Source organism: Stenotrophomonas sp. I18B00994, from assembly GCF_014145825.1.
GTDB classification, from domain to species: Bacteria; Pseudomonadota; Gammaproteobacteria; order Xanthomonadales; family Xanthomonadaceae; genus Stenotrophomonas; species Stenotrophomonas maltophilia.
In genome coordinates this window covers 1-19,587 of the sequence record NZ_JACIUW010000028.1, presented here as the reverse complement: position 1 = coordinate 19,587, position 19,587 = coordinate 1, and the positions used below count along the sequence as shown (strand labels likewise).

Genomic DNA, 19,587 nt, shown 5'->3' with positions numbered 1-19,587 from the left:
GGCGGTCATTGCTTGCTCCCGGCCTTGTCTGCCGGCTTGGCGGCCGCTGCGACCGTCTTCGCCTTTGCCTTCGGATCGGCGATCACCTGCACCGCGGTACCGTCGCGCAGCGCGACCTTGCCGGCGGTGACCACCTGATCACCGGCCGCCAGGCCATCACGGATCTCCACCCACGGGCCCTCGGCGTAACCCAGCTTGACCGGAACGCGTGCGACCTTGCCTTCGCGCACCCGGAACACCGCCGGCTCACCGTCGTCGAGCAGCGCCAGGCGCGGCACCACGAGCGCATCGGCACGCTGGTCGTAATCGATGCGGATGCGCCCGAACATGCCGGGCTGCAGCGCGTGCGCGGCGCCATCGAAGGCGCTGACCACGCGAAACGTGCCACTGCCCGAATCCACCACCGGCGCGATGCGATCGACGGTGCCGGTGAAGCTCTGGCCCGGCAGCGCATCGGCGGCCAACGTCACCGGCTGGCCGGCACGCAGCGTGGCCAGCTCGCGTTCGGGCACGTTGAGGGTGGCTTCCAGGCGCGAGTTGTCGACGATGCGGAAGATCGGCGTGTTGATCTGCACGAAGTTGCCGGTCTTGATCGAGCGCGATGCGATCACGCCGGAAATCGGCGCCACGACGGTGGTGTAGGACAGCTCCAGCGTCGCCAGACGGTACTGCGCACGGACGTTTTCCAGATCAAAGCGCAGCTGGTCGACATCGGCAGCACTGACCATCTGCTGGCCAACCAGTTTCTGTGCACGCTGGTAGTTGTTTTCCAGCTTGCGCATCTGCGCTTCGCTCTGGGCTACGGCCAAGCGTGCGCGGTCCGGGTCCAGGCGCACCAGCGGCTGGCCGGCGGTGACCCGCTGGCCTTCCTCGACCAGCACCGCCAGCGCCACACCGGAGGTCTTGGCCACCACCTGCGACTCGGCGCGTGGTTCCAGCGCGGCGGTGCCTGTGTAACTGGCCGCGACCGCGCGATGGCTGGCCACGGCCACTTCGACCGGGACCGCATCGACCTTCTTCTCCTCCTTGGTCTCGGCGGCCTTGGCTTCGGAATTGGGCCCTGCGGCGCAACCGCCCAGCAACAGGGAGGTGGAGATCAGCAGTGCGGCAGCGCAGATTCCGCTGCGACGGCCGGACGGGAAGGTTGGGTGCGACATCGTCAGGTCCCTGGAGGATGCGTGGACAGGTGTGGTAGCAAAGTAATGCACCACTTCACGGCAACACCATATCCCAAAGGTCATGGTGTCTTCACGCCGCTGGTCGGCCCGACCCCATTTCAGCTAGATGAAACCTGAGGCTATACTCGGGGCGTTCCGTACCCCACGCCGGAACGACCAGACCCGAATCCCCGGAAACGACACCATGCGCCCGCAGCCGCTCGCCGCTTGTCTCGCTCTGGCCGTCCTCCTGCCCCTTGGGGCCGCCGCACAGCCCGCTCCTGCTCCTGCCACACCCGCTCCGGCCCCGGCTCCTGCCGCCGCGCCGGCGCCTGCCGCGCCCACCGGCAACTTCGACAATGGCCGCGTGCTGGCCTACACCTGCCAGGGGTGCCACGGCATCACCGGCTACAAGAACGCCTACCCCAGCTACCGGGTGCCGAAGATCGGCGGCCAGACCCAGCAGTACCTGGCCCAGGCCCTGACCGAGTACCGCCAGGGCAAGCGCCGGCATCCGACGATGCAGGCGCAGTCGATGAGTTTCAGCGAACAGGAGATCGCCGATCTCTCTGTTTACCTGTCCACCGTCAAGTAAGGCCCGCCCATGTCGAAAGCCGCGCATCCGCTGCGTCACGCCATCGCCCTGTCCGTTGCCCTGCTGCTGGCGGCCTGTTCACAGTCGCAGGTGGAAAACAGCGAGACATCCGCCGCCGACCCGGGCCATGCCAGTGGCGAACACGGCTCTTCTTCTTCGGCTGGCCTGCCTGCAGGTCGCGAGGCCGCCGGTGAAGCCCGCGCCAAGGTGAAGGGCAAGGCCACCAACCAGAGCTGCATCGACTGCCACGGGGCCGATGGCAATGCGCCGATCGATCCGACCTATCCGAAGCTGGGTGGGCAGTACGGTGACTACCTGGCGCATGCGCTGCAGGCCTACCGCGCCGGTGACCGCCAGCACATGTTGATGACGCCACAGGCGAAGGACCTGAGTGATCAGGACATCGCCGATCTGGCGGCGTATTTCGGCAGCCGGCCGAGCCAGCTGCGGGATCTGCACGGGGTCAAATGACCGCAGGCCCCGGTGGGTGCGGATCGTTGATTGGTGGGTGCGGACCGTTGGTCCGTACGGAGGTGTAACCGGCTTCGGTGGGTGCGGACCTTGGTCCGCACTGATGCCACCATCCACGCATGGCGTGGATCTACTGATTCTCGACTCGATCAACCGGCGCACTGCTGGCGCCGACCGATACTCAGCCTTCCAGCTCTTCCCAGCGCGCGTAAGCGGCATCCAGCTCGGCCTGCACCTTGGCCAGCTGCTGGGTGTGCGCGGTCACTTCGGCGCTGCTGCGGGTGTAGAACGACGGGTCGTTCATCGCCGAGGTCAGGCCTTCGACATCGCCTTCCAGCTTCTCGATGGTCTTCGGCAGCTGCTCCAGTTCGCGCGCTTCCTTGTAGGCCAGCTTGCGCTTGGGTGCGGCAGGTGCCGCAGCTGCAGCCGGTGCGGCGGCGGCCGGTTTGGCTGCCGGAGCCGCGGCAGGCGTCGCCACGCTGGCCGCATAGCGCTGCCAGTCGCTGTAGCCGCCGACGTACTCACCGATCACGCCATCGCCTTCCATCACCAGCGTGGAGGTGACCACGTTGTCGATGAAGTCACGGTCGTGGCTGACCAGCAGCAGGGTGCCGGTGTATTCGCCCAGCAGCTCTTCCAGCAGCTCCAGGGTTTCCACGTCCAGGTCGTTGGTCGGTTCGTCCATCACCAGCAGGTTGGACGGCTGCGCGAACAGCTTGGCCAGCAGCAGGCGGTTGCGCTCGCCACCGGACAGGCGGGTAATCGGCGCACGCGCGCGTTCCGGGGTGAACATGAAGTCCTGCAGATAGGCATGCACATGCTTGCGCTTGCCGTTGAACTCGAGGAAATCGCGGCCTTCGGCGACGTTCTCGATCGCGCTCCAGTCTTCGCGCAGCACCGCGCGGTACTGGTCGAAATACGCGATCTGCAGGTTGGTGCCGGCGTTGACTTCGCCCTTGGCCGGCTGCAGTTCGCCCAGCAGCAGCTTGAGCAGCGTGGTCTTGCCGCTGCCGTTGGGACCGATCAGACCGATGCGGTCGCCGCGCATGATGGTGGTGGTGAAATCGCGGACCATGGTGCGCTCGCCGAAGGCGAACGAAATGTCCTTGACATCGATGACCTTCTTGCCGGAACTGACGCCCTGTGCGGCTTCCATCTTGACGTTGCCGCTGAGGTCGCGACGCTGCGAACGCTCCACGCGCATCGCCTTCAGGCGGCGCACGCGGCCTTCGTCGCGGGTGCGACGGGCCTTGATGCCCTGCCGGATCCAGACTTCTTCCTGCGCCAGCAGCTTGTCGAAGCGGGCGTTTTCCTGCGCCTGCGCATTGAGGCGTTCCTCGCGGCGGCGCTCGTAGTTGGCCCAGTCGCCTGGCCAGCTGGTGACCTGGCCGCGGTCGATCTCGACGATGCGGGTGGCCAGGGCACGCAGGAAGCGACGGTCATGGGTGACGAACACCACGCTGCCGCTCCAGCCCTTCAGGAACGCTTCGAGCCAGTCGATGGCTTCGATGTCCAGGTGGTTGGTCGGTTCGTCCAGCAGCAGCACGTCCGGGCTGGACACCAGCGCGCGGGCGAGCAGCACGCGGCGCTTCATGCCGCCGGACAGGCGGCCGAACTCGGCCTCGCCATCCAGGTCGAGCTTGGTCAGGGTTTCGCTGACGCGCTGGTCCAGGCCCCAGCCGTTGGCGGCATCGATCTTGGCCTGCACGTTGCCGAGGGCTTCGCCATCGAAGACTTCGGCATGGCTGAGGTGGTGGAATTCGGCCAGCCACTGGCCCAGCTCGCCAAGGCCGTCGGCGACGACGTCGAACACCGAGCCGGCCGCGCCGTGCGGCACTTCCTGCTCCAGGCGGGTGACGCGCACGCCCTGCTGCACGCGGACTTCGCCGTCATCGGGCTTGTGGTCGCCGGACAGCAGCTTGAGCAGGGTGGATTTGCCGGCGCCGTTGCGGCCGATCAGGGCGATGCGTTCGCCCGGCTCGATCGACAGTTCGGCCTTTTCCAGCAACAACGGGCCGCCGACGCTGAAGTCGACGTTCTGCAGAGTAATCAGAGGCATCCGGATATTGTACGGGTTGGGGCGTCGGCCGGGTTGCACCCGGCACCCGCGGTAGTGCCGGCCGCTGGCCGGCAACTTCAACGGCAACGTCAAAAGCCGGTTTCCTGAGGGATGCCGGGGCGGCATTCTGCTCTGTTGGGTGTCGACCTTGGTCGACACGGCAGATCCAGGCCACGCGTGGATGAGCGCTGCAAGGCCTGTCGATCTGTCGGGGTCGGATCCCGTTGCTGCGCAACGGGCTCTGACCCCTTCGTGGAATTCGCGCAGTGCAAGACCGATCCCTGCTACTCCACGTCCCCCAGCAACGCCTGCAACCCCGGCAGCCACTGCTTGCCGGGATGCCGTACCAGCCACAGGGTGCGCCGCAACGGAGGCAGCGGCGTCTCGAGCACGCGCAGGCGGCCCAGGGCCAATGGCTCTTCCAGCGCGTGACGCGAAAGACAGGCCAGGCCGAGGCCGGCGATGGCGGCCTGCTTGATTGCTTCGGTATTGCCCAGCTGCAGGGTCTGGGCGAAGCCACGCAGGTGCGGCAGCAGCGCCTGTTCGACAGCTTCGCGGGTGCCGGAGCCGGGCTCGCGCAGCAGCCAGCGTGCGCCGCGAAGTTCATCCAGCGTCCAGCGGGCGGGGGCATCGGCGGCAGCCACGATCACCAGCGGGTCCTGCTGCCAGGCAGTCACCTGCAGGCCGCGTTCGTGGCACGGGCCTTCGATCAAACCGGCGTCCACGTCCAGGCGCTGCACGGCAGCGACCACGCCGGCACTGTTGTCGATGCGCAGGTCGACCTCGGCCTGCGGCGCCTGCCGCAGCAGTTCGGCGATGCGTGGCGGCAGCAGGTAATTGCCGATGGTGGTACTGGCGGCCAGCACCAGCCGCAGCGGTGCCCCCTGCGATGGGTCGCCGCCGGCGGCCAGCTGACGCTCCAGGTCGGCGGCGTTGACCAGCAAGGTGCGCGCCGGCTCCAGCAGTGCGCGGCCATGCCCGTTCAGCGCCAGGCGGCGGCCGATGCGGTCGAACAGCGGGGTGCCGAAGTGCGCCTCCAGCTCCTGCAGCGCGGCGCTGCTGGCCGACTGCGAGAGCGCAATGGCCTGGCCGGCAGCGGTGGTGCTGCCATGGTCGGCGATGGCGACGAAAACCTGCAGCTGGCGCAAGGTCAGGCGCATGGCACTTACCTTCTTGATGGGTAGGTTTCACCCATATTATTCGTTTTACAGGTCAGCGACAGACGCGCACGCTTGCCCCATCACTCCAGCCCTGCCCCTGCCATGAATGCCCCCGCTCTCTCCCCCTGGTCTCTGCCCGCCCTGCGCCAGCGCTGGCAGCCGCGACTGCCCGGCCTGCTGCTGGTGGGCCTGATCGCGGCGGCGTCGCTGTATCTGGCCGAGCTTCCGTGGCTGCAGGCACATGGCTTGAGCGCGCTGACCGTGGCGATCGTCGCCGGCATCGTGGTCGGCAACACCTTCTACCCGCGGCTGGCACCGGGCAGCGCGGCCGGTGTCGGCTTTTCCAAGCACTGGCTGCTGCGCGCCGGCATCGTGCTGTACGGGTTGCGCCTGACCTTCCAGGACATCGGCCATGTCGGCGTCACTGGCGTGCTGATGGACGTGCTGGTGGTTGCCAGCACCTTCGGCCTGGCCTGCTGGCTGGGCGTGCGCGTGTTCAAGATGGAGCGCGAGGCAGCCATGCTGATCGGCGCTGGCAGTGCGATCTGCGGTGCGGCAGCGGTGATGGCCGCCGAGCCGGTGGTGCGTGGCCGCGCTGCGCATGTCACCGTCGCGGTCTCGACGGTGGTGGTGTTCGGCACGCTGGCGATGTTCCTGTACCCGGCGCTATATGCACTGGTGCAGTCGCACGGCTGGCTGGCAATGGACGCGCGGCAGTACGGCCTGTTCACCGGTGCGACGGTGCACGAAGTGGCACAGGTGGTGGCGGCCGGCCGTGCGGTCAACGAAGCGGCAGCTGACACGGCGGTGATCACCAAGATGGTGCGAGTGATGCTGCTGGCGCCGTTCCTGATCGCGCTGTCACTGTGGCTGGCCCGTGGCGGCAAGGCCAGCGCCGATGGCAGCAAGGCGCGCATCGTGGTGCCGTGGTTCGCGTTCGGTTTCGTGGCCGTGGCCGGTTTCAACTCGCTGCATCTGCTGCCGGCCGGCCTGCAGGCCGGGCTGGTGCAGCTGGACACGGTGCTGTTGGCGATGGCGATGGCGGCGCTGGGCCTGACCACCCACGTCTCGGCGCTGCGCCAGGCAGGCCTGAAGCCGCTGCTGCTGGCGCTGATCCTGTTCGCCTGGCTGCTGTTCGGCGGCCTGGCAATCCACCAGGGTGCGCTGGCGGTGCTGGGCTGATCAGGAGCGTGCCGACCAGGGTCGGCACCTGCCAGTAGATTCACGCCGTGCGTGGATGACGACTCCGACGGGGTCAGAGCCCTTTCCTGCGGAAAGGGATCCGTCCCCACCCCATTAGGCGGGACCGGCCGTGCAGGCAGGTACAATGCGCCATGACTGACTTCTCGACCCTGCCGCTGAGCCCGGCCCTGCAGCCCGGCCTGGATGCCCTCGGCTATACCACCCTCACCCCCGTGCAGGCGCAGAGCCTGCCGGCCATCCTGGATGGCCGCGATGTAATCGCACAGGCACCCACCGGCAGCGGCAAGACCGCCGCCTTCGGCCTGGGCCTGCTGCAGTCCATCGACCCCAGCCTGATCCGCGTGCAGGCGCTGGTGCTGTGCCCGACCCGCGAACTGGCCGACCAGGTCGGCAAGCAGATCCGCAAGCTGGCCACCGGCATCCCGAACCTGAAGCTGTTGCTGCTGGTCGGCGGCGTGCCGCTGGGCCCGCAGCTGGCCTCGCTGGAAGGCCATGACCCGCACGTGGTGGTCGGCACGCCCGGCCGCGTGCAGGAGCTGGCACGCAAGCGCGCGCTGAATCTTGGCGCGGTGCGCACGCTGGTGCTGGACGAGGCCGACCGCATGCTCGACATGGGCTTCGAGGAGCCGATCCGCGAGATCGCCGGCCGCACCCACAAGGACCGCCAGAGCCTGCTGTTCTCGGCCACCTTCCCCGACAGCATCCGCGCCATGGCGCGTGACCTGCTGCGCGACGCGGTGGAAGTAACGGTGGAAGGCGCCGACCAGGCACCGGCGATCCGCCACCTGTTCTGCGAGGTGGAACCGGCGCACCGCCAGAAGGCGCTGGCCGGCCTGCTGCTGAAGTACACCCCGGAATCGGCGGTGGTGTTCTGCAACACCCGCAAGGACGTGGACGAAGTTGCCAACTCGCTGCAGCAGTTCGGCTTCTCCGCACTGGCTCTGCATGGCGACATGGAACAGCGCGACCGCGAGGAAGTGTTGTTGCTGCTGGCCAACCGCAGCTGCAACGTGCTGGTGGCCAGCGACGTGGCCGCACGCGGCCTGGACGTGGAAGAGCTGGCGGCGGTGATCAACTACGAGCTGCCGACCGACGTGGAGAGCTACCAGCACCGCGTGGGCCGCACCGGCCGTGCCGGTGCCAGCGGCCTGGCGATCAGCCTGGTGGCCGGTCGCGAGAAGACCCGTGCCGAAGCCATCGAAGCGCAGATGGGGCAGCCGCTGGACTGGCAGAAGACGCCGCTGGCAACCTCGCGCCCGGCCGAACTGCCGCAGGCCGCGATGCGCACGCTGCGGATCGACGGTGGCAAGACCGACAAGCTGCGCCCAGGCGACATTCTCGGTGCACTGACCGGTGATGCCGGCCTGTCGAGCAAGTTCATCGGCAAGATCGCGATCTTCCCGACCCGCTCCTACGTGGCGATCGCGCGTGAGCAGGCCACCAAGGCCGTGGCCAAGCTGGAAGCCGGCAAGATCAAGGGCCGTCGTTTCCGCGTGCGGATGATGTGATTGAAGCAGCGTTGCCAACCACGGTTGGCAACGATCTGACCTGGTAGTGGCCAACCTTGGTTGGCCCATTCCGCGGCGTCAGTCGCGAAAGGCGCTGCCAACCACGGTTGGCAACTACCGGTTCCCGGCCATTCGCTCTGGTAGATGCCAACCTTGGTTGGCACCTGCCCTTCGATCAGAACACCAGTTCGGTGTGCAGCGGCAGATCCGATTCCCAGCGGGCGCGACCACCCAGGCCGTCCAGTTCGACCAGTACACCGGCACCGACCACGTTCACGCCCAGGCGGCGCACCAGCGACAGCGCAGCGACCAGCGTGCCGCCGGTGGCCAGCACGTCGTCGATGATCGCCACGCGGGCCCCGGCCGGCAGCGCATCGGCGTGCACTTCGATGCAGTCACTGCGGTATTCCAGCGTGTATTCCTCGCGCAGCACCTGGCCCGGCAGCTTGCCCGGCTTGCGCACCGGCACGAAGCCCACGCCCAGTTCCAGCGCCATCGCGGCGCCGAGGATGAAGCCACGCGATTCGATACCGATCACCGCGTCCAGCTTCTGGTCGCGCCAACGGTCGGCCATCGCGGTGATGGCACCGCGGAAGTCCTCGCTATGGGCGAGCAGCGGCATGATGTCCTTGAAGAGGATGCCGGGCTTGGGGAAGTCGGCGATGTCGCGCAGTCGGGAGGCCCACTGCGGAGCGACGAGGGCGTCGGTCATGTCACATTGGCTATCTGATGGCGGCATAGGGTACCTGTTCCGGGCGCCGGCTGCCTGTTGGGGGTGTTCGGCCGGGCTGCGCCCGGCACCTGCAGAGGCTTCAAGCAACGGCAACGGCAACGGCAGAAGCGGGTTTCCTGTGGGATGGCGGGGTGGGTCCGGTGGCGGGGGCCGCTGCAAGTACGTCCATGTAAGCTCGGTCGCCGCATCCATGCGGCTCACGCCCCCGCAACCGGACCCACCCCGCCTTCGACAGTTTCCTGCGACCTGTCGTAGATCCACGCCATGCGTGGATGAATCTTCATCGAAATCGAATATTTCGAGAATTGAACAAAAAGCATCCACGCATGGCGTGGATCGACCGTGTCGACCAAGGTCGACACCTACCCACAGCAACGGGAATCTGTCGGAGGCGGGGCGGTGTCGGAGTGCGGGGTGTCAGCCGCATGGGCCCGAGGCATGCCTCGGGCGGGTTGGGCAGGACGCCCAACCCCGGTCTTGCCGTGTGCGCAGGAAAGCGCACACGAGCAAGCGGCTGCCAAGCCTACACGGACGTACTTGCGGCGTCCCCGCACTCCGACACCGCCCCGCCAAACCACGGAATCCAGCTTTTGCTCTGGCTGTTGACCTGGCCTCTGCGGGTGCAGGGCGCAGCCCTGCCGAAACCCACCCTCAGGAACTGCAGGACAACATCGAGCAGCCGGCGCGGTTGTCGGCCCACGCCGGCCGCTTGCCGGCATAGTGCTCCAGGCCGGCGCGCTCGGTATACGGATCGCGCAGCACATCCTGTAACGCATGAACACCGCCGAGGTCGCCCTGTTCGGCGCGATCGATGGCCTCCTGCGCCAGCCAGTTGCGCAGCACGTACAGCGGATTGGCCGCGGCCATCTTCGCCGTGCGCTCGCTGGCCGACAGCGGATCCACGCGCAGCCGCGCCGCGTAATCCTGCAGCCACTGCTGCAACGGTGCCTGCACCGACTGCTGGCGTGCCTCGTCGTAGTACACCGCGTCCAGCACACCCACATCGGGCGACGCTGGATCAACGCGCATCAGCGCGCGCCAGGCCAGGGTCATGTCCATTGCGCCGTCCTGCATCAACTGCTGCCAGCGCAGGTAGAACTGCAGGTCTTCATCATCCGCCGCAGCCAGGCCGAGTTTCGCTGCGGCATCGCGACGGGTGCAGGCGACGAAGGTGGACTGGTACGCGGCCAATCCTGCCTGCGACGGTTCGACATCGGCGAACAACGGTGACAACGCCTGTGCCAATCGGCTCAGGTTCCAGTACGCCACCTGCGGCTGTGTACCGAAGCGGTAGCGACGCCCCTGGGCATCGGTGGTGTTCGGTGTCCAGTCCGGGTCGAAGTCCTCGACCCAGCCATAAGGACCGTAGTCGAGCGTGAGGCCGAGCACGGACAGGTTGTCGGTGTTCATCACGCCATGCACGAAACCGACGCGCATCCAGTGCGCGATCATCTCGGCAGTGCGCACCGCGATCTGCGCGAACCAGTCGCCGTACAGCGCCTCACCCTGCCCTTCGAGCTCCGGAAAGTCGCGGGCGATGCACGCGTCGACCAGCTGCCGCAACAAGGCAGTTTCGCCGCGTGACGCTGGCAGTTCGAATGAACCAAAGCGCAGGAACGAGGGCGATACCCGGCACACGATGGCGCCGGGCTCGGCACGCGGGTGGCCGTCGTAGAACATGTCGCGTACCACGTCTTCGCCGGTGCCGACCAGCGACAGCGCGCGCGTGGTCGGTACGCTCAGGTGATGCATCGCTTCGCTGCACAGGAATTCACGGATGGATGAGCGCAGCACTGCGCGGCCATCAGCACCCCGCGAATACGGCGTGGGACCGGCACCCTTCAGCTGCAGTTCCCAATGACGGCCATCCGGTGCGACCAGTTCGCCCAGCGAGATCGCGCGGCCGTCGCCGAGCTGGCCCGCCCAGTGGCCGAACTGATGGCCACCGTAATTGGCCGCCCACGGCTGCATGCCGGCGTACAGCGCATTGCCGCCGAACACCTGCGCGAAGCCTTCGCTTTCGACTTCAGCGGTATCGAAGCCAAGCATCGCGGCGACGTCCGGCGCCCAGGCCAGCAGCGTGGGCGCCGCCACTGGAGTCGGCATCACCGGCGACCAGGCCGCGCCCAGCACTTCGCGGCGGCGCGGGCCGGATTCGGGGTCGCCCGGCAGGGCATGCAGCAGTCGGTTGTCGAAACGGGGGCTGTCGGTATCCATGGGATTGGAGATGGGGGCGACCGCCGCCCGCCTCAATTGCCGCTGAGCGCCTGCAGATGACCGCCGTGGGCTTCGGCGCGCTGATAGGCCGGCCGCTCGCTGATACGCTTGAGAAAGCCACGCAGCGCCGGCTTGTCGTCGAGGCCACCACCCCGTGCGGCCGCAGCCTGGATCGGGAAGCTCATCTGGATGTCGGCTGCGCTGAACCGCTCACCCGCGAACCACGGGCTTTCGGACAGGCGGCGCTCCATCCAGTCCAGGTGCAGTCGTCGCTGCGGGCCGATGAAGCCACGCTCGGCCTTGTCGGCGATGCTGCGCGCGATCGGGCGGGCAAAGAACGGCATCGGCGCGTTGCGGATGCGGCCCATCACCAGGGTCAGCAGCAGCGGCGGCATCGCCGAACCTTCGGCGTAGTGCAGCCAGTAGCGGTAGGCGATGCGCTCGGCGCCATCGGCCGGCATAGGTGACGGCGACAGCTGGCGTTGGGTGTCGTAGCGGTCTGCGAGGTAGTCGAGGATCGCGCCGGACTCGGCCAGTACCAGCTCGCCATCCTGCAGCACCGGCGACTTGCCCAGCGGATGCACGTTACGCAGTTCGGGCGGTGCCAGCAGCGTCTTCGGATCGCGGGGATAACGGCGCAGTTCGTAGTCCAGCCCCAGCTCCTCCAGCATCCACAGCACACGCAGGGAACGGGAGTTTTCCAGGTGGTGGACGATGCGCATGGGGATGATCCTTGGGGAGGCCTGCATCGTACCGCGCCAGCTGCATGCCCCTTGTAGAGTCGAGCGTGCTCGACTGCTTTCCAGAGACAGTCGAGCAATCTCGACTCTACAAAGCAGCAGGCAATAAAAAACGCCGGAAGCTCTCGCTTCCGGCGTTCTGGCTACCAAACGGTAGCAGACGGATTAGACCGCCTGCACCTGGTCAGCCTGCATACCCTTCTGGCCCTGGACGGCGATGAAGGTAACCTTCTGGCCTTCCTGCAGGGTCTTGAAGCCGGTGCCCTGGATGGCACGGAAGTGCACAAACAGGTCCGGGCCGCTTTCCGGGGTGATGAAGCCGAAGCCCTTGGCGTCGTTGAACCACTTGACGGTGCCGGTCTGACGATCAGACATTTGACTAACTCCTGAAACACATGTTGAAAAAATCGCAGCCACCGGGTATCGGGGCCGAGACTGAGTTGCAGGCGTTGGTAAAGCGGATCGATGAGCGGATCGTGAGATCAACTGCACCAGGCCACGATTCACGGTGACCCTAGCAAACACAGTGGGACGAACGATACGCGTGTTTTCTGCAAAAAGCGATAGCCCGGACGTTCATCGGCTGGCCCCGCCCGCTAGACGTGACAAGGGCTGGCAGCCGATCGAGGCTAACCCCGAGTCCCCATTCAGGATTTTCCTACCCTACACTGGGTAAATGACTGAAGCTGAAACCCAAGCTGAACCCGCCCTCCCCCGCATCTGGGTGGACGCGGACGCCTGCCCCACCGTCATTCGCGACATCCTGTTCCGTGCCGCTGAACGCGTTGGCATCGAACTGACCCTGGTTGCCAACCAGTGGATCCGCACCCCGCCCTCACGCTGGCTGCGTTCGATCCAGGTGCCCCAGGGCCTGGACGTGGCCGACAGCGCCATCGTCGAACGGGTCGCTGCCGGAGACCTGGTCGTCACCCAGGACATCCCGCTGGCCGCGCTGGTGCTGGAGAAGAAGGCCGTGGCGCTGAACCCGCGCGGCCAGCTGTACACGCCGAACAACATGTCCGAGCGGCTGTCGATGCGCAATTTCATGGAAGAACTGCGCGGCGCCGGGGTCCAGACCGGCGGCCCGCCGCCGCTGGGCCAGCGCGACCGGCAGCTGTTCGCCGCCGAGCTGGACCGCTGGCTGGCGCGGCGCCCGGCCCGCTGACCCGCGCTAGCCGCCCTGCTCCATTCGGCACAGGCGGCGCTGGCTGCTGAACCGCCGTGGCTCCCCGCTCAATGGGTCATCGAAGGCCAGCCCCTGCGCCAGCAGCTGCAGGGGCGACTCGAACGTGTCATCCCGGCGCGGCCTCAGCTGCGGATACAGGTCATCGCCCTCGATGGGGGCGCCCAACATCGCCATATGCACGCGCAGCTGATGCTTGCGACCGGTTTCCGGCTTCAGCCGGTAGCGCCAGACCGGCCCTTCGGCCTCGATCGGCTCGATCAGGCTGCGCGCATTGGGCTCGCCCGGCACTTCGGCCATGCGGAAGAACGGCTCCCCCGGCACCAGACGACTGTCCCGCAGCAACGGAAACGCCAGCCCGGGCAGCGCCGGTGCCAACGCCTCATAGGTCTTCTCGATGCGCCGCTCGCGGAACAGCCGCTGATAGGCATCGCGCGTGGCTGCCTGGGTCGAGAACAGCACCAGGCCGGCGGTCAGCCGGTCCAGGCGGTGCAACGGCGCCAGTTCGGTGTTGCCGGTGCGTGCGACCAGGCGCGACAGCAGGGTTTCGCGCACATACCCACCGGCCGGCGTTACCGGCAGGAAGTGCGGCTTGTCGGCCACCAGCAGGTGCGCATCCAGATGCAGGATGGTCTCGGCGAAGGGAATCTCCGGCTCGTCGGCAACCTCGCGGAAGTACTGGATTTCCAGCCCCACCTGCCAGGGCATGTCCGGCGCCAGTGCCCTGCCCTGCGCATCCTGCACACGGCCTCGGGCGAAGCGGTCCTGCCATTGCGCGCGACCGATGCGCGGGAAACGCGCGCACAGGCCATCGAGCAGGCTGGGCCAGTGGCCGGGTGGCAGCTGCAGGTGGCTGGGCAGGGTCATGGCGTCCATTCCGGCCACGGGAAAGAGCGCCAAGAGTGCCACCGTTGACACTGCGCAGACAGCCCGGCAACGGACACCCTTGGAGCAAACCTCTATCATTGACGTCTTTAGTCCACGGATCCCCCATGGCTCTTACCGCCACCATCCGCAAGGCCGAACTGCAGATCAGCGACATGGATCGCGGCTACTACGCGACCCACAACCTGACCCTGGCCCAGCACCCGTCCGAGACCGACGAACGATTGATGGTGCGCCTGCTCGCCTTCGCGCTGAACGCCGGCGACCGCCTGGAATTCGGCCGCGGCCTGAGTACCGACGATGAGCCGGACCTGTGGGAACACGACTACACCGGCGACATCCTGCAATGGATCGACCTGGGCCATCCCGACGAATCCCGCATCCGCAAGGCCAGCAACCGCAGCCGGCAGGTGCAGGTGGTGAATTACGGCGGCAACGCCTCGGAGATCTGGTGGGGCAAGCAGGGCAAGGGCCTGGCGCGCTTCGACAACCTGTCGGTGGTTGACCTCGATGGTGCCTTCGTCGAACTGTGGGGCCAGCAGATCCAGCGCGCGATGCGCTGGAGCGTGCTGATCCAGGACGGTGAAGTGCAGCTGCTCAACGATCAGATGCAGCTCGACGTGGTCCCGAACTGGCGCAAGCGCGCCAAGGCATGAGCACGATCCGTTGCGACGTGGTGGTCATCGGCGCCGGCGCGGCCGGGCTGATGACCGCGATCACGGCTGGCCAGCGCGGCCGCCAGGTGCAGGTGATCGACCATGCCAACAAGGTCGGCAAGAAGATCCTGATGTCCGGCGGTGGCCGCTGCAACTTCACCAACACCGGCACCACCCCGGCCAACTTCCTGTCGGCCAACCCGCACTTCTGCAAATCGGCGCTGGCGCGCTACACGCCCTGGCACTTCATCGAGCTGGTCAGCAAGCACGGCATCGCCTATCACGAAAAGGAGCTGGGCCAGCTGTTCTGCGACATCTCGTCCAAGCAGATCGTGAAGATGCTGGTGGACGAATGCCAGGCGGCCGGTGCCCAGATCCGCACCGAATGCAGCGTGCAGCGCATCGAGCACGGCAGCGACGGGTTCCGCGTGCACACCACGCAGGGCCTCTTCCACTGCGCCTCGCTGGTGGTTGCCACCGGCGGCCTGTCGATTCCGAGCATGGGCGCCACCGGCTTTGGCTACGAGATTGCCCGCCAGTTCGGCCATCAGGTGCTGCCGACCCGCGCCGGGCTGGTGCCGCTGACACTCAGCGGCAAGCACCAGGAACGGCTGGCCGACCTGAGTGGTGTCGCCCTGCCGATCGAGGCGCGCTGCAACGGCAAGAGCTTCCAGAACTTCATGCTGCTGACCCATCGCGGCGTGAGCGGCCCGGCGATCCTGCAGATCTCCTCGTTCTGGCAACCCGGCGATGCGCTGGAGCTGGACCTGCTGCCCGGCCAGGATGCCGGCGAGTGGCTGCGCCAGATGAAGCGCGAGCGCCCGGCCGCCGAGCTGCGCACGGTGCTGGCCGAGGTACTGCCGAAGCGGCTGGCGCAGCGCCTGTGCGAGCACTGGCTGCCCGACCGGCCCGTGCGCCAGCTGGACGAGCCGGTGCTGCGCCAGGCCGCGCAGCTGCTGGGCGCGTTCCCGCTGGTGGCCAGCGGCACCGAGGGCTATCGCACCGCCGAAGTCACCCTGGGCGGCGTGGATACAGCTGAGGTGTCGTCCTCGACGATGGAATCCAAGCGCGTACCCGGCCTGCATTTCGTCGGCGAGGTGCTGGATGTGACCGGCTGGCTGGGCGGCTACAACTTCCAGTGGGCTTGGGCCAGCGGCCACGCGGCCGGTGGCGTGGTGTGAACCAGATCGCCGTTCGATGCGTGCAAGGGGCGCGCGCATGGACGGTTCGCCGCGCATCGTGTATCTAGATTCGCAGATTGGGGAGCAGTGCATGCAGAACGCGAACGACATCACCATCCGCCTGCTGATCGTCGATGACAGCGGCGAGAATGCCGAAGCCATTGTCAGCACGCTGCGCAACAGCGGCATCGCGGTGCGCCCTTGGCGTCCACAGGATGCGGCCGAGCTGTCCCAGGTGCTGTCCAGCCAGGCCATCGACCTGGTGCTGGCGTCCCCCTCGCAGGGCATCCCGCTGCCGTTGGTGGCCCAGCACATCGCCGCCAGCGGCAAGGACATTCCGCTGGTGCTGCTGGCCGATCGCATCGACGAGGACGAGCTGGTGCAGGCCAGCAGCCACGGCATCCGTGCCCTCGCCCTGCGCCAGCGCTCCGAGCATCTGTTGGCCGTGGTCCGCGACCAATGGGTGGACCTGCAGGCCCGTCGCGGCCTGCGCCGCATCGAAGCGCAGATGCGCGAGACCGAGCGCCGCTGCGATGCGCTGATCGCCTCTTCGCGCGATCCCATCGCCTACGTGCACGAAGGGATGCACATCCGTGCCAACGATGCCTACCTGGAAATGTTCGGCTACGAGCAGTTCGACGACATCGAAGGCATCTCGCTGCTGGACATGGTCGCCGCGCAGCATGTGGAAGGCTTCAAGCAGCTGCTGAAGGGCCTGAGCCGTGGCGAGGCGCCGCCGCCGCAGTACCAGCTCGATGCCCGCCACGAGGATGGCAGTACGTTCGCGGCAACCATGGAATTCACCGCCGCCACCTACGAAGGCGAATCCTGCCTGCAGGTGGTGCTTCGCCGCCGCATGGAGTTCGATCCGGAGCTGGCCCGCGAGGTCGAGGACCTGCGCCAGCGCGATCAGGTCACGGGCCTGCTCAACCGCCCGACCTTCATGCTGCAGCTGGAAAGCGCAGTGGCACAGGCCGGGCGCAGCGAAGGCCAGTTCGGCCTGCTGCTGATCGAGCCGGACCACTACGCGCGCCTGCTGCCGGACATCGGCCTGGCCTCGGCCGACGCGCTGATCGGCGCCCTTGCCGGCCTGCTGGCCGAGGTCGTTGGCGAGGACGCGCAGCTGGCCCGCTTCGGCGAACACAATTTCGCCGTGCTGCAGGCCGGGCCCTACGCGCAGACCGTGGCACTGGCCGAGCGCATCCGCGAAGCGTATGCAGCGCATGTGTTCAGCATCGGCGCGCGCTCGGCTACGGTGACGGTCAGCATCGGTGGCGTGCAGGTGGGCGAGAAGATCGCCAGCATCGGCCAGGTGCTCGCACGCGCCAGCGAGTGCACGCATGCCGCCGCCGAACTGGGCAATACCTGCCGCATCTTCGACCCGGCTGCGGCCGACCGCGTCGAGGAAGAACGCGTGCTGCGCTGGGTCACCCGTATCCGTGAAGCACTGGCCGGCGACGGCTTCCAGCTGCACTACCAGCCGGTGCTGAACCTGCAGGGCGAGCCGCTGGAGCTGTACGAGGCCTACCTGCGCCTGGAGCACAACGGCGAACTGCTGAGTCCGACCGCGTTCCTGGGCATCGCCGAGGAGTACGGCCTGCTGGCGGAGATCAACCGCTGGGTGGTTTCGCAGGCCATCGCCGTACTGGGTCAGCGCGCACGCCAGGGCCACGCCACCCAGGTACTGGTGAAGGTGACGCCGGAATCGTTCGACGACCCAGAGATGATCGCCACCCTGCGGCGCGAGCTGCAGGCGCAGGGCGTGCCCGGCGAACGGCTGTGGCTGCATGCGCCGGAAGCGAAGGTGTTCACCCACCTGCGCAGTGCGCAGCAGTTCCTTGCCGAAGTGGCGCCACTGGGCTGCCGCATCGGGCTGGAGCAGTTCGGTTCGGGATTGGACTCGTTCCAGCTGCTCGCCCACTTCCAGCCGCAGTTCCTCAAGCTGGACCGCGGTTTCACCAGCGATCTGGCGGCCACCCGCGAGAACATCGACCGCATCAGCCAGATCACCGCACGCGCGCAGGAGGCCGGCATCCGCACCATCGCCGAGTTCGTCAGCGACGCCAATTCGATGACCCTGCTGTTCAGTGCCGGCGTGGATTACGTGCAGGGCGACTTCGTCGGCCCGGCGCTGCCGGAGATGGGGTTCGAGTTCGGGTGACCGCGGTAGTGCCGGCCGCTGGCCGGCGTCCTTGGTCCCCAGGGTTGCCGGCCAGCGGCCGGCCCCACCAAAAGAGAAGGCCGGCTTTCGCCGGCCTTTTCATTGGTCAGGTCATGTCGACCAGATTATCGATCTTCACGTCCGGATTGACGTCGGCCTCGTAGTCGACACCCTCCACGCCAAAACCGAACAGGCGCAGGAAGTCGGCCTTGTAGCCGGCCAGGTCGCTGATCTCGTACAGGTTCTCATTGGTGACCTGCGGCCACAGCGCGACCACCTTGCCCTGCACGTCTGCCGCCATTTCCTTGTAGTCGGCACGCAGGCGGCCTTCCTCGTCGACCAGCGCGACGGTATGGCCATCGCCATCGACCAGATCGTGGCGCAGGCGATCGATCGCCACGCCGTCGGCCTTGCCGCCGTAGAGGATGTCGTACAGCACGTCCAGCTGCTCGATGCAGCCTTCGTGGGTGCCCTTTTCCTTCATCACCTTGAACAGCAGCGACAGGTAGAGCGGCATGGTCGGAATGGCCGAGCTGGCCTGGGTGACCACGGCCTTCAGCACCGACACGCGAGCGTCGCCGCCGATTTTCGCCAGCTTCTCGCGCAGGCCCAGCACCTTGGTGTCCAGGTCCTTCTTGGCGGCGCCGATCGAGCCGTTCCAGTAAATCGCCTGGGTGATCTCTTCGCCCACGTAGGTGAAGGCCGTGGTGGTGCAGCCGTTGGCCAGCACGCCGGCGTCGGCCAGCGCGTCGATCCACATCTGCCAGTCTTCGCCACCCATCACCGCGACGGTGCCAGCGATCTCTTCCGGGGTAGCCGGCTGCAGGGTGGTTTCCGTGATTACTTCCTTGTCGGTATCCAGGCCGCGCAGGGTGATCGGCTCGCCGATCGGCTTCAGCGTGGAGCTGATGACTTCACCGGTCTTGGGGTGCTTGCGACGCGGCGCCGCCAGGCTGTAGACGACCTGATCGACCTGGCCGAGATCGGCCTTGATCATTTCGATGGTCTTCGCCTTCACTTCATCGGAGAAGGCATCGCCGTTGATGCTCTTGGCGTACAGGCCGGCTTCGTCGGCGTACTTGTGGAACGCAGCCGAGTTGTACCAGCCCGCGGTGCCCGGCTTGGATTCGGTACCCGGGCGCTCGAAGAAGATGCCCAGGGTCGCGGCGCCGCTGCCGAAGGCAGCGGTGATGCGCGCAGCCAGGCCGTAGCCGGTGGAGGCGCCGATCACCAGCACGCGCTTGGGGCCGTTCTGGATCGGCGGACGCGCGCGGATGTAGTCGATCTGCTGCTTGACCGCGGCCTCGCAGCCGGTCGGGTGGGTGGTGACGCAGATGAAGCCGCGGACGCGCGGTTTGATGACCATGGATACCTCGGGTTGGCAGATGCGGCGCACGGGGCGCTCAGCAGGAATACGGGTGCGCGCCTGCGCGCGCGAACCGCAGGATCGTAGTGCGCGGGGGCCGAATGCACAACCGACGCTGGCGTAGGGTGGTGTTTCTTTTGCAGGGTTGCACCCTGCACCCGCAGAGGCCTGAGCAACGGCCAGAGCCAGAGCAACGTCAAAAGCTGGGTTCCTGGGGGTGGGCGGGGTGGGTCCGGTTGAGGGGGACGCTGCAAGTACGTCCATGTAAGCTCGGTCGCCGCATCCATGCGGCTCACGCCCCCTCAACCAGAT

The 19,587-nt window shown here is 67.1% G+C and carries 17 protein-coding genes; 8 read left to right on the top strand and 9 right to left on the bottom strand.

What is annotated here, in order from left to right; genetic code table 11:
* Window positions 1–5: 5 nt before the first annotated feature.
* A complete protein-coding gene (locus H4O10_RS20415; protein WP_005413036.1) occupies window positions 6–1,157 on the bottom strand; it encodes a MexH family multidrug efflux RND transporter periplasmic adaptor subunit in 1,152 nt (383 codons plus the stop codon).
* A gap of 205 nt (window positions 1,158–1,362) precedes the next feature.
* Here H4O10_RS20415 and H4O10_RS20410 point away from each other — a divergent pair, with 205 nt between their 5' ends.
* Together H4O10_RS20410 and H4O10_RS20405 are read left to right on the top strand one after the other, a co-directional pair.
* Window positions 1,363–1,752 carry a c-type cytochrome gene (locus tag H4O10_RS20410; protein WP_005413034.1) on the top strand — a complete coding sequence of 130 codons (390 nt, stop codon included), beginning with the start codon at window positions 1,363–1,365 and terminating at the stop codon, window positions 1,750–1,752.
* A gap of 9 nt (window positions 1,753–1,761) precedes the next feature.
* Entirely contained in the window at window positions 1,762–2,223 is a 462-nt protein-coding gene (locus H4O10_RS20405; RefSeq protein WP_012479939.1) for a cytochrome c, read from the top strand.
* A 181-nt stretch (window positions 2,224–2,404) separates the two neighbouring features.
* On the opposite strand, the gene H4O10_RS20400 is transcribed toward H4O10_RS20405, so the two are convergent.
* Entirely contained in the window at window positions 2,405–4,282 is a 1,878-nt protein-coding gene (locus H4O10_RS20400; protein WP_049397764.1) for an ATP-binding cassette domain-containing protein, read from the bottom strand.
* Between the two features lie 284 nt (window positions 4,283–4,566).
* Entirely contained in the window at window positions 4,567–5,442 is an 876-nt protein-coding gene (locus H4O10_RS20395) for a LysR family transcriptional regulator (RefSeq protein WP_049397765.1), read from the bottom strand.
* 102 nt (window positions 5,443–5,544) lie between these two features.
* Here H4O10_RS20395 and H4O10_RS20390 point away from each other — a divergent pair, with 102 nt between their 5' ends.
* Window positions 5,545–6,624, top strand: a complete 1,080-nt coding sequence (locus tag H4O10_RS20390; protein WP_049397766.1) for a YeiH family protein — start codon at window positions 5,545–5,547, stop codon at window positions 6,622–6,624.
* Between the two features lie 152 nt (window positions 6,625–6,776).
* Window positions 6,777–8,153 carry an ATP-dependent RNA helicase DbpA gene (gene dbpA, locus H4O10_RS20385; RefSeq protein WP_049397767.1) on the top strand — a complete coding sequence of 459 codons (1,377 nt, stop codon included), beginning with the start codon at window positions 6,777–6,779 and terminating at the stop codon, window positions 8,151–8,153.
* Window positions 8,154–8,328: 175 nt separating this feature from the next.
* Here the strand turns inward: dbpA and H4O10_RS20380 are convergent, their stop codons facing one another.
* From H4O10_RS20380 to H4O10_RS20365, 4 genes are all read right to left on the bottom strand, one after another.
* Complete coding sequence (locus H4O10_RS20380; protein ID WP_032964924.1) at window positions 8,329–8,865, bottom strand: adenine phosphoribosyltransferase; 537 nt, start codon at window positions 8,863–8,865, stop codon at window positions 8,329–8,331.
* Between the two features lie 672 nt (window positions 8,866–9,537).
* The gene (locus H4O10_RS20375) at window positions 9,538–11,103 is read right to left on the bottom strand and encodes a YdiU family protein (RefSeq protein ID WP_182681063.1); all 1,566 of its coding nucleotides are present in this window, start codon (window positions 11,101–11,103) and stop codon (window positions 9,538–9,540) included.
* 32 nt (window positions 11,104–11,135) lie between these two features.
* Window positions 11,136–11,825, bottom strand: a complete 690-nt coding sequence (locus H4O10_RS20370) for a glutathione S-transferase (protein ID WP_033834915.1) — start codon at window positions 11,823–11,825, stop codon at window positions 11,136–11,138.
* A gap of 183 nt (window positions 11,826–12,008) precedes the next feature.
* Window positions 12,009–12,218 carry a cold-shock protein gene (locus H4O10_RS20365; protein ID WP_004153307.1) on the bottom strand — a complete coding sequence of 70 codons (210 nt, stop codon included), beginning with the start codon at window positions 12,216–12,218 and terminating at the stop codon, window positions 12,009–12,011.
* Window positions 12,219–12,519: 301 nt separating this feature from the next.
* Here H4O10_RS20365 and H4O10_RS20360 point away from each other — a divergent pair, with 301 nt between their 5' ends.
* Window positions 12,520–13,008: a YaiI/YqxD family protein gene (locus tag H4O10_RS20360; RefSeq protein ID WP_049395145.1), complete on the top strand. Its 489-nt coding sequence runs from the start codon at window positions 12,520–12,522 to the stop codon at window positions 13,006–13,008.
* A 6-nt stretch (window positions 13,009–13,014) separates the two neighbouring features.
* Here the strand turns inward: H4O10_RS20360 and H4O10_RS20355 are convergent, their stop codons facing one another.
* A complete protein-coding gene (locus H4O10_RS20355) occupies window positions 13,015–13,893 on the bottom strand; it encodes a pseudouridine synthase (RefSeq protein ID WP_049395146.1) in 879 nt (292 codons plus the stop codon).
* Window positions 13,894–14,018: 125 nt separating this feature from the next.
* On the opposite strand from H4O10_RS20355, the gene H4O10_RS20350 reads away from it, so the two are divergent.
* The 3 genes from H4O10_RS20350 to H4O10_RS20340 all read left to right on the top strand — a co-directional run bounded on the left by H4O10_RS20350 (window position 14,019) and on the right by H4O10_RS20340 (window position 17,909).
* The gene (locus tag H4O10_RS20350) at window positions 14,019–14,567 is read left to right on the top strand and encodes a YaeQ family protein (RefSeq protein WP_005409263.1); all 549 of its coding nucleotides are present in this window, start codon (window positions 14,019–14,021) and stop codon (window positions 14,565–14,567) included.
* On the top strand, window positions 14,564–15,748 hold the full coding sequence (locus H4O10_RS20345) for an NAD(P)/FAD-dependent oxidoreductase (protein ID WP_005409262.1): 1,185 nt from the start codon (window positions 14,564–14,566) through the stop codon (window positions 15,746–15,748). Before H4O10_RS20350 ends, H4O10_RS20345 begins: the two co-directional genes overlap by 4 nt.
* A 91-nt stretch (window positions 15,749–15,839) precedes the next feature.
* Complete coding sequence (locus tag H4O10_RS20340) at window positions 15,840–17,909, top strand: EAL domain-containing protein (protein WP_005413024.1); 2,070 nt, start codon at window positions 15,840–15,842, stop codon at window positions 17,907–17,909.
* A 106-nt stretch (window positions 17,910–18,015) separates the two neighbouring features.
* Here H4O10_RS20340 and fabV read toward each other — a convergent pair whose 3' ends face one another.
* The gene (gene fabV, locus H4O10_RS20335; protein WP_012479931.1) at window positions 18,016–19,275 is read right to left on the bottom strand and encodes an enoyl-ACP reductase FabV; all 1,260 of its coding nucleotides are present in this window, start codon (window positions 19,273–19,275) and stop codon (window positions 18,016–18,018) included.
* Window positions 19,276–19,587 lie beyond the last annotated feature (312 nt).

Coding starts and splice junctions, on each gene's coding strand:
- H4O10_RS20415 (WP_005413036.1), bottom strand. CDS start 1,157: ATGTCGCACCCAACCTTCCCGTCCGGCCGTCGCAGCGGAATCTGCGCT.
- H4O10_RS20410 (WP_005413034.1), top strand. CDS start 1,363: ATGCGCCCGCAGCCGCTCGCCGCTTGTCTCGCTCTGGCCGTCCTCCTG.
- H4O10_RS20405 (WP_012479939.1), top strand. CDS start 1,762: ATGTCGAAAGCCGCGCATCCGCTGCGTCACGCCATCGCCCTGTCCGTT.
- H4O10_RS20400 (WP_049397764.1), bottom strand. CDS start 4,282: ATGCCTCTGATTACTCTGCAGAACGTCGACTTCAGCGTCGGCGGCCCG.
- H4O10_RS20395 (WP_049397765.1), bottom strand. CDS start 5,442: ATGCGCCTGACCTTGCGCCAGCTGCAGGTTTTCGTCGCCATCGCCGAC.
- H4O10_RS20390 (WP_049397766.1), top strand. CDS start 5,545: ATGAATGCCCCCGCTCTCTCCCCCTGGTCTCTGCCCGCCCTGCGCCAG.
- dbpA (WP_049397767.1), top strand. CDS start 6,777: ATGACTGACTTCTCGACCCTGCCGCTGAGCCCGGCCCTGCAGCCCGGC.
- H4O10_RS20380 (WP_032964924.1), bottom strand. CDS start 8,865: ATGACCGACGCCCTCGTCGCTCCGCAGTGGGCCTCCCGACTGCGCGAC.
- H4O10_RS20375 (WP_182681063.1), bottom strand. CDS start 11,103: ATGGATACCGACAGCCCCCGTTTCGACAACCGACTGCTGCATGCCCTG.
- H4O10_RS20370 (WP_033834915.1), bottom strand. CDS start 11,825: ATGCGCATCGTCCACCACCTGGAAAACTCCCGTTCCCTGCGTGTGCTG.
- H4O10_RS20365 (WP_004153307.1), bottom strand. CDS start 12,218: ATGTCTGATCGTCAGACCGGCACCGTCAAGTGGTTCAACGACGCCAAG.
- H4O10_RS20360 (WP_049395145.1), top strand. CDS start 12,520: ATGACTGAAGCTGAAACCCAAGCTGAACCCGCCCTCCCCCGCATCTGG.
- H4O10_RS20355 (WP_049395146.1), bottom strand. CDS start 13,893: ATGACCCTGCCCAGCCACCTGCAGCTGCCACCCGGCCACTGGCCCAGC.
- H4O10_RS20350 (WP_005409263.1), top strand. CDS start 14,019: ATGGCTCTTACCGCCACCATCCGCAAGGCCGAACTGCAGATCAGCGAC.
- H4O10_RS20345 (WP_005409262.1), top strand. CDS start 14,564: ATGAGCACGATCCGTTGCGACGTGGTGGTCATCGGCGCCGGCGCGGCC.
- H4O10_RS20340 (WP_005413024.1), top strand. CDS start 15,840: ATGCAGAACGCGAACGACATCACCATCCGCCTGCTGATCGTCGATGAC.
- fabV (WP_012479931.1), bottom strand. CDS start 19,275: ATGGTCATCAAACCGCGCGTCCGCGGCTTCATCTGCGTCACCACCCAC.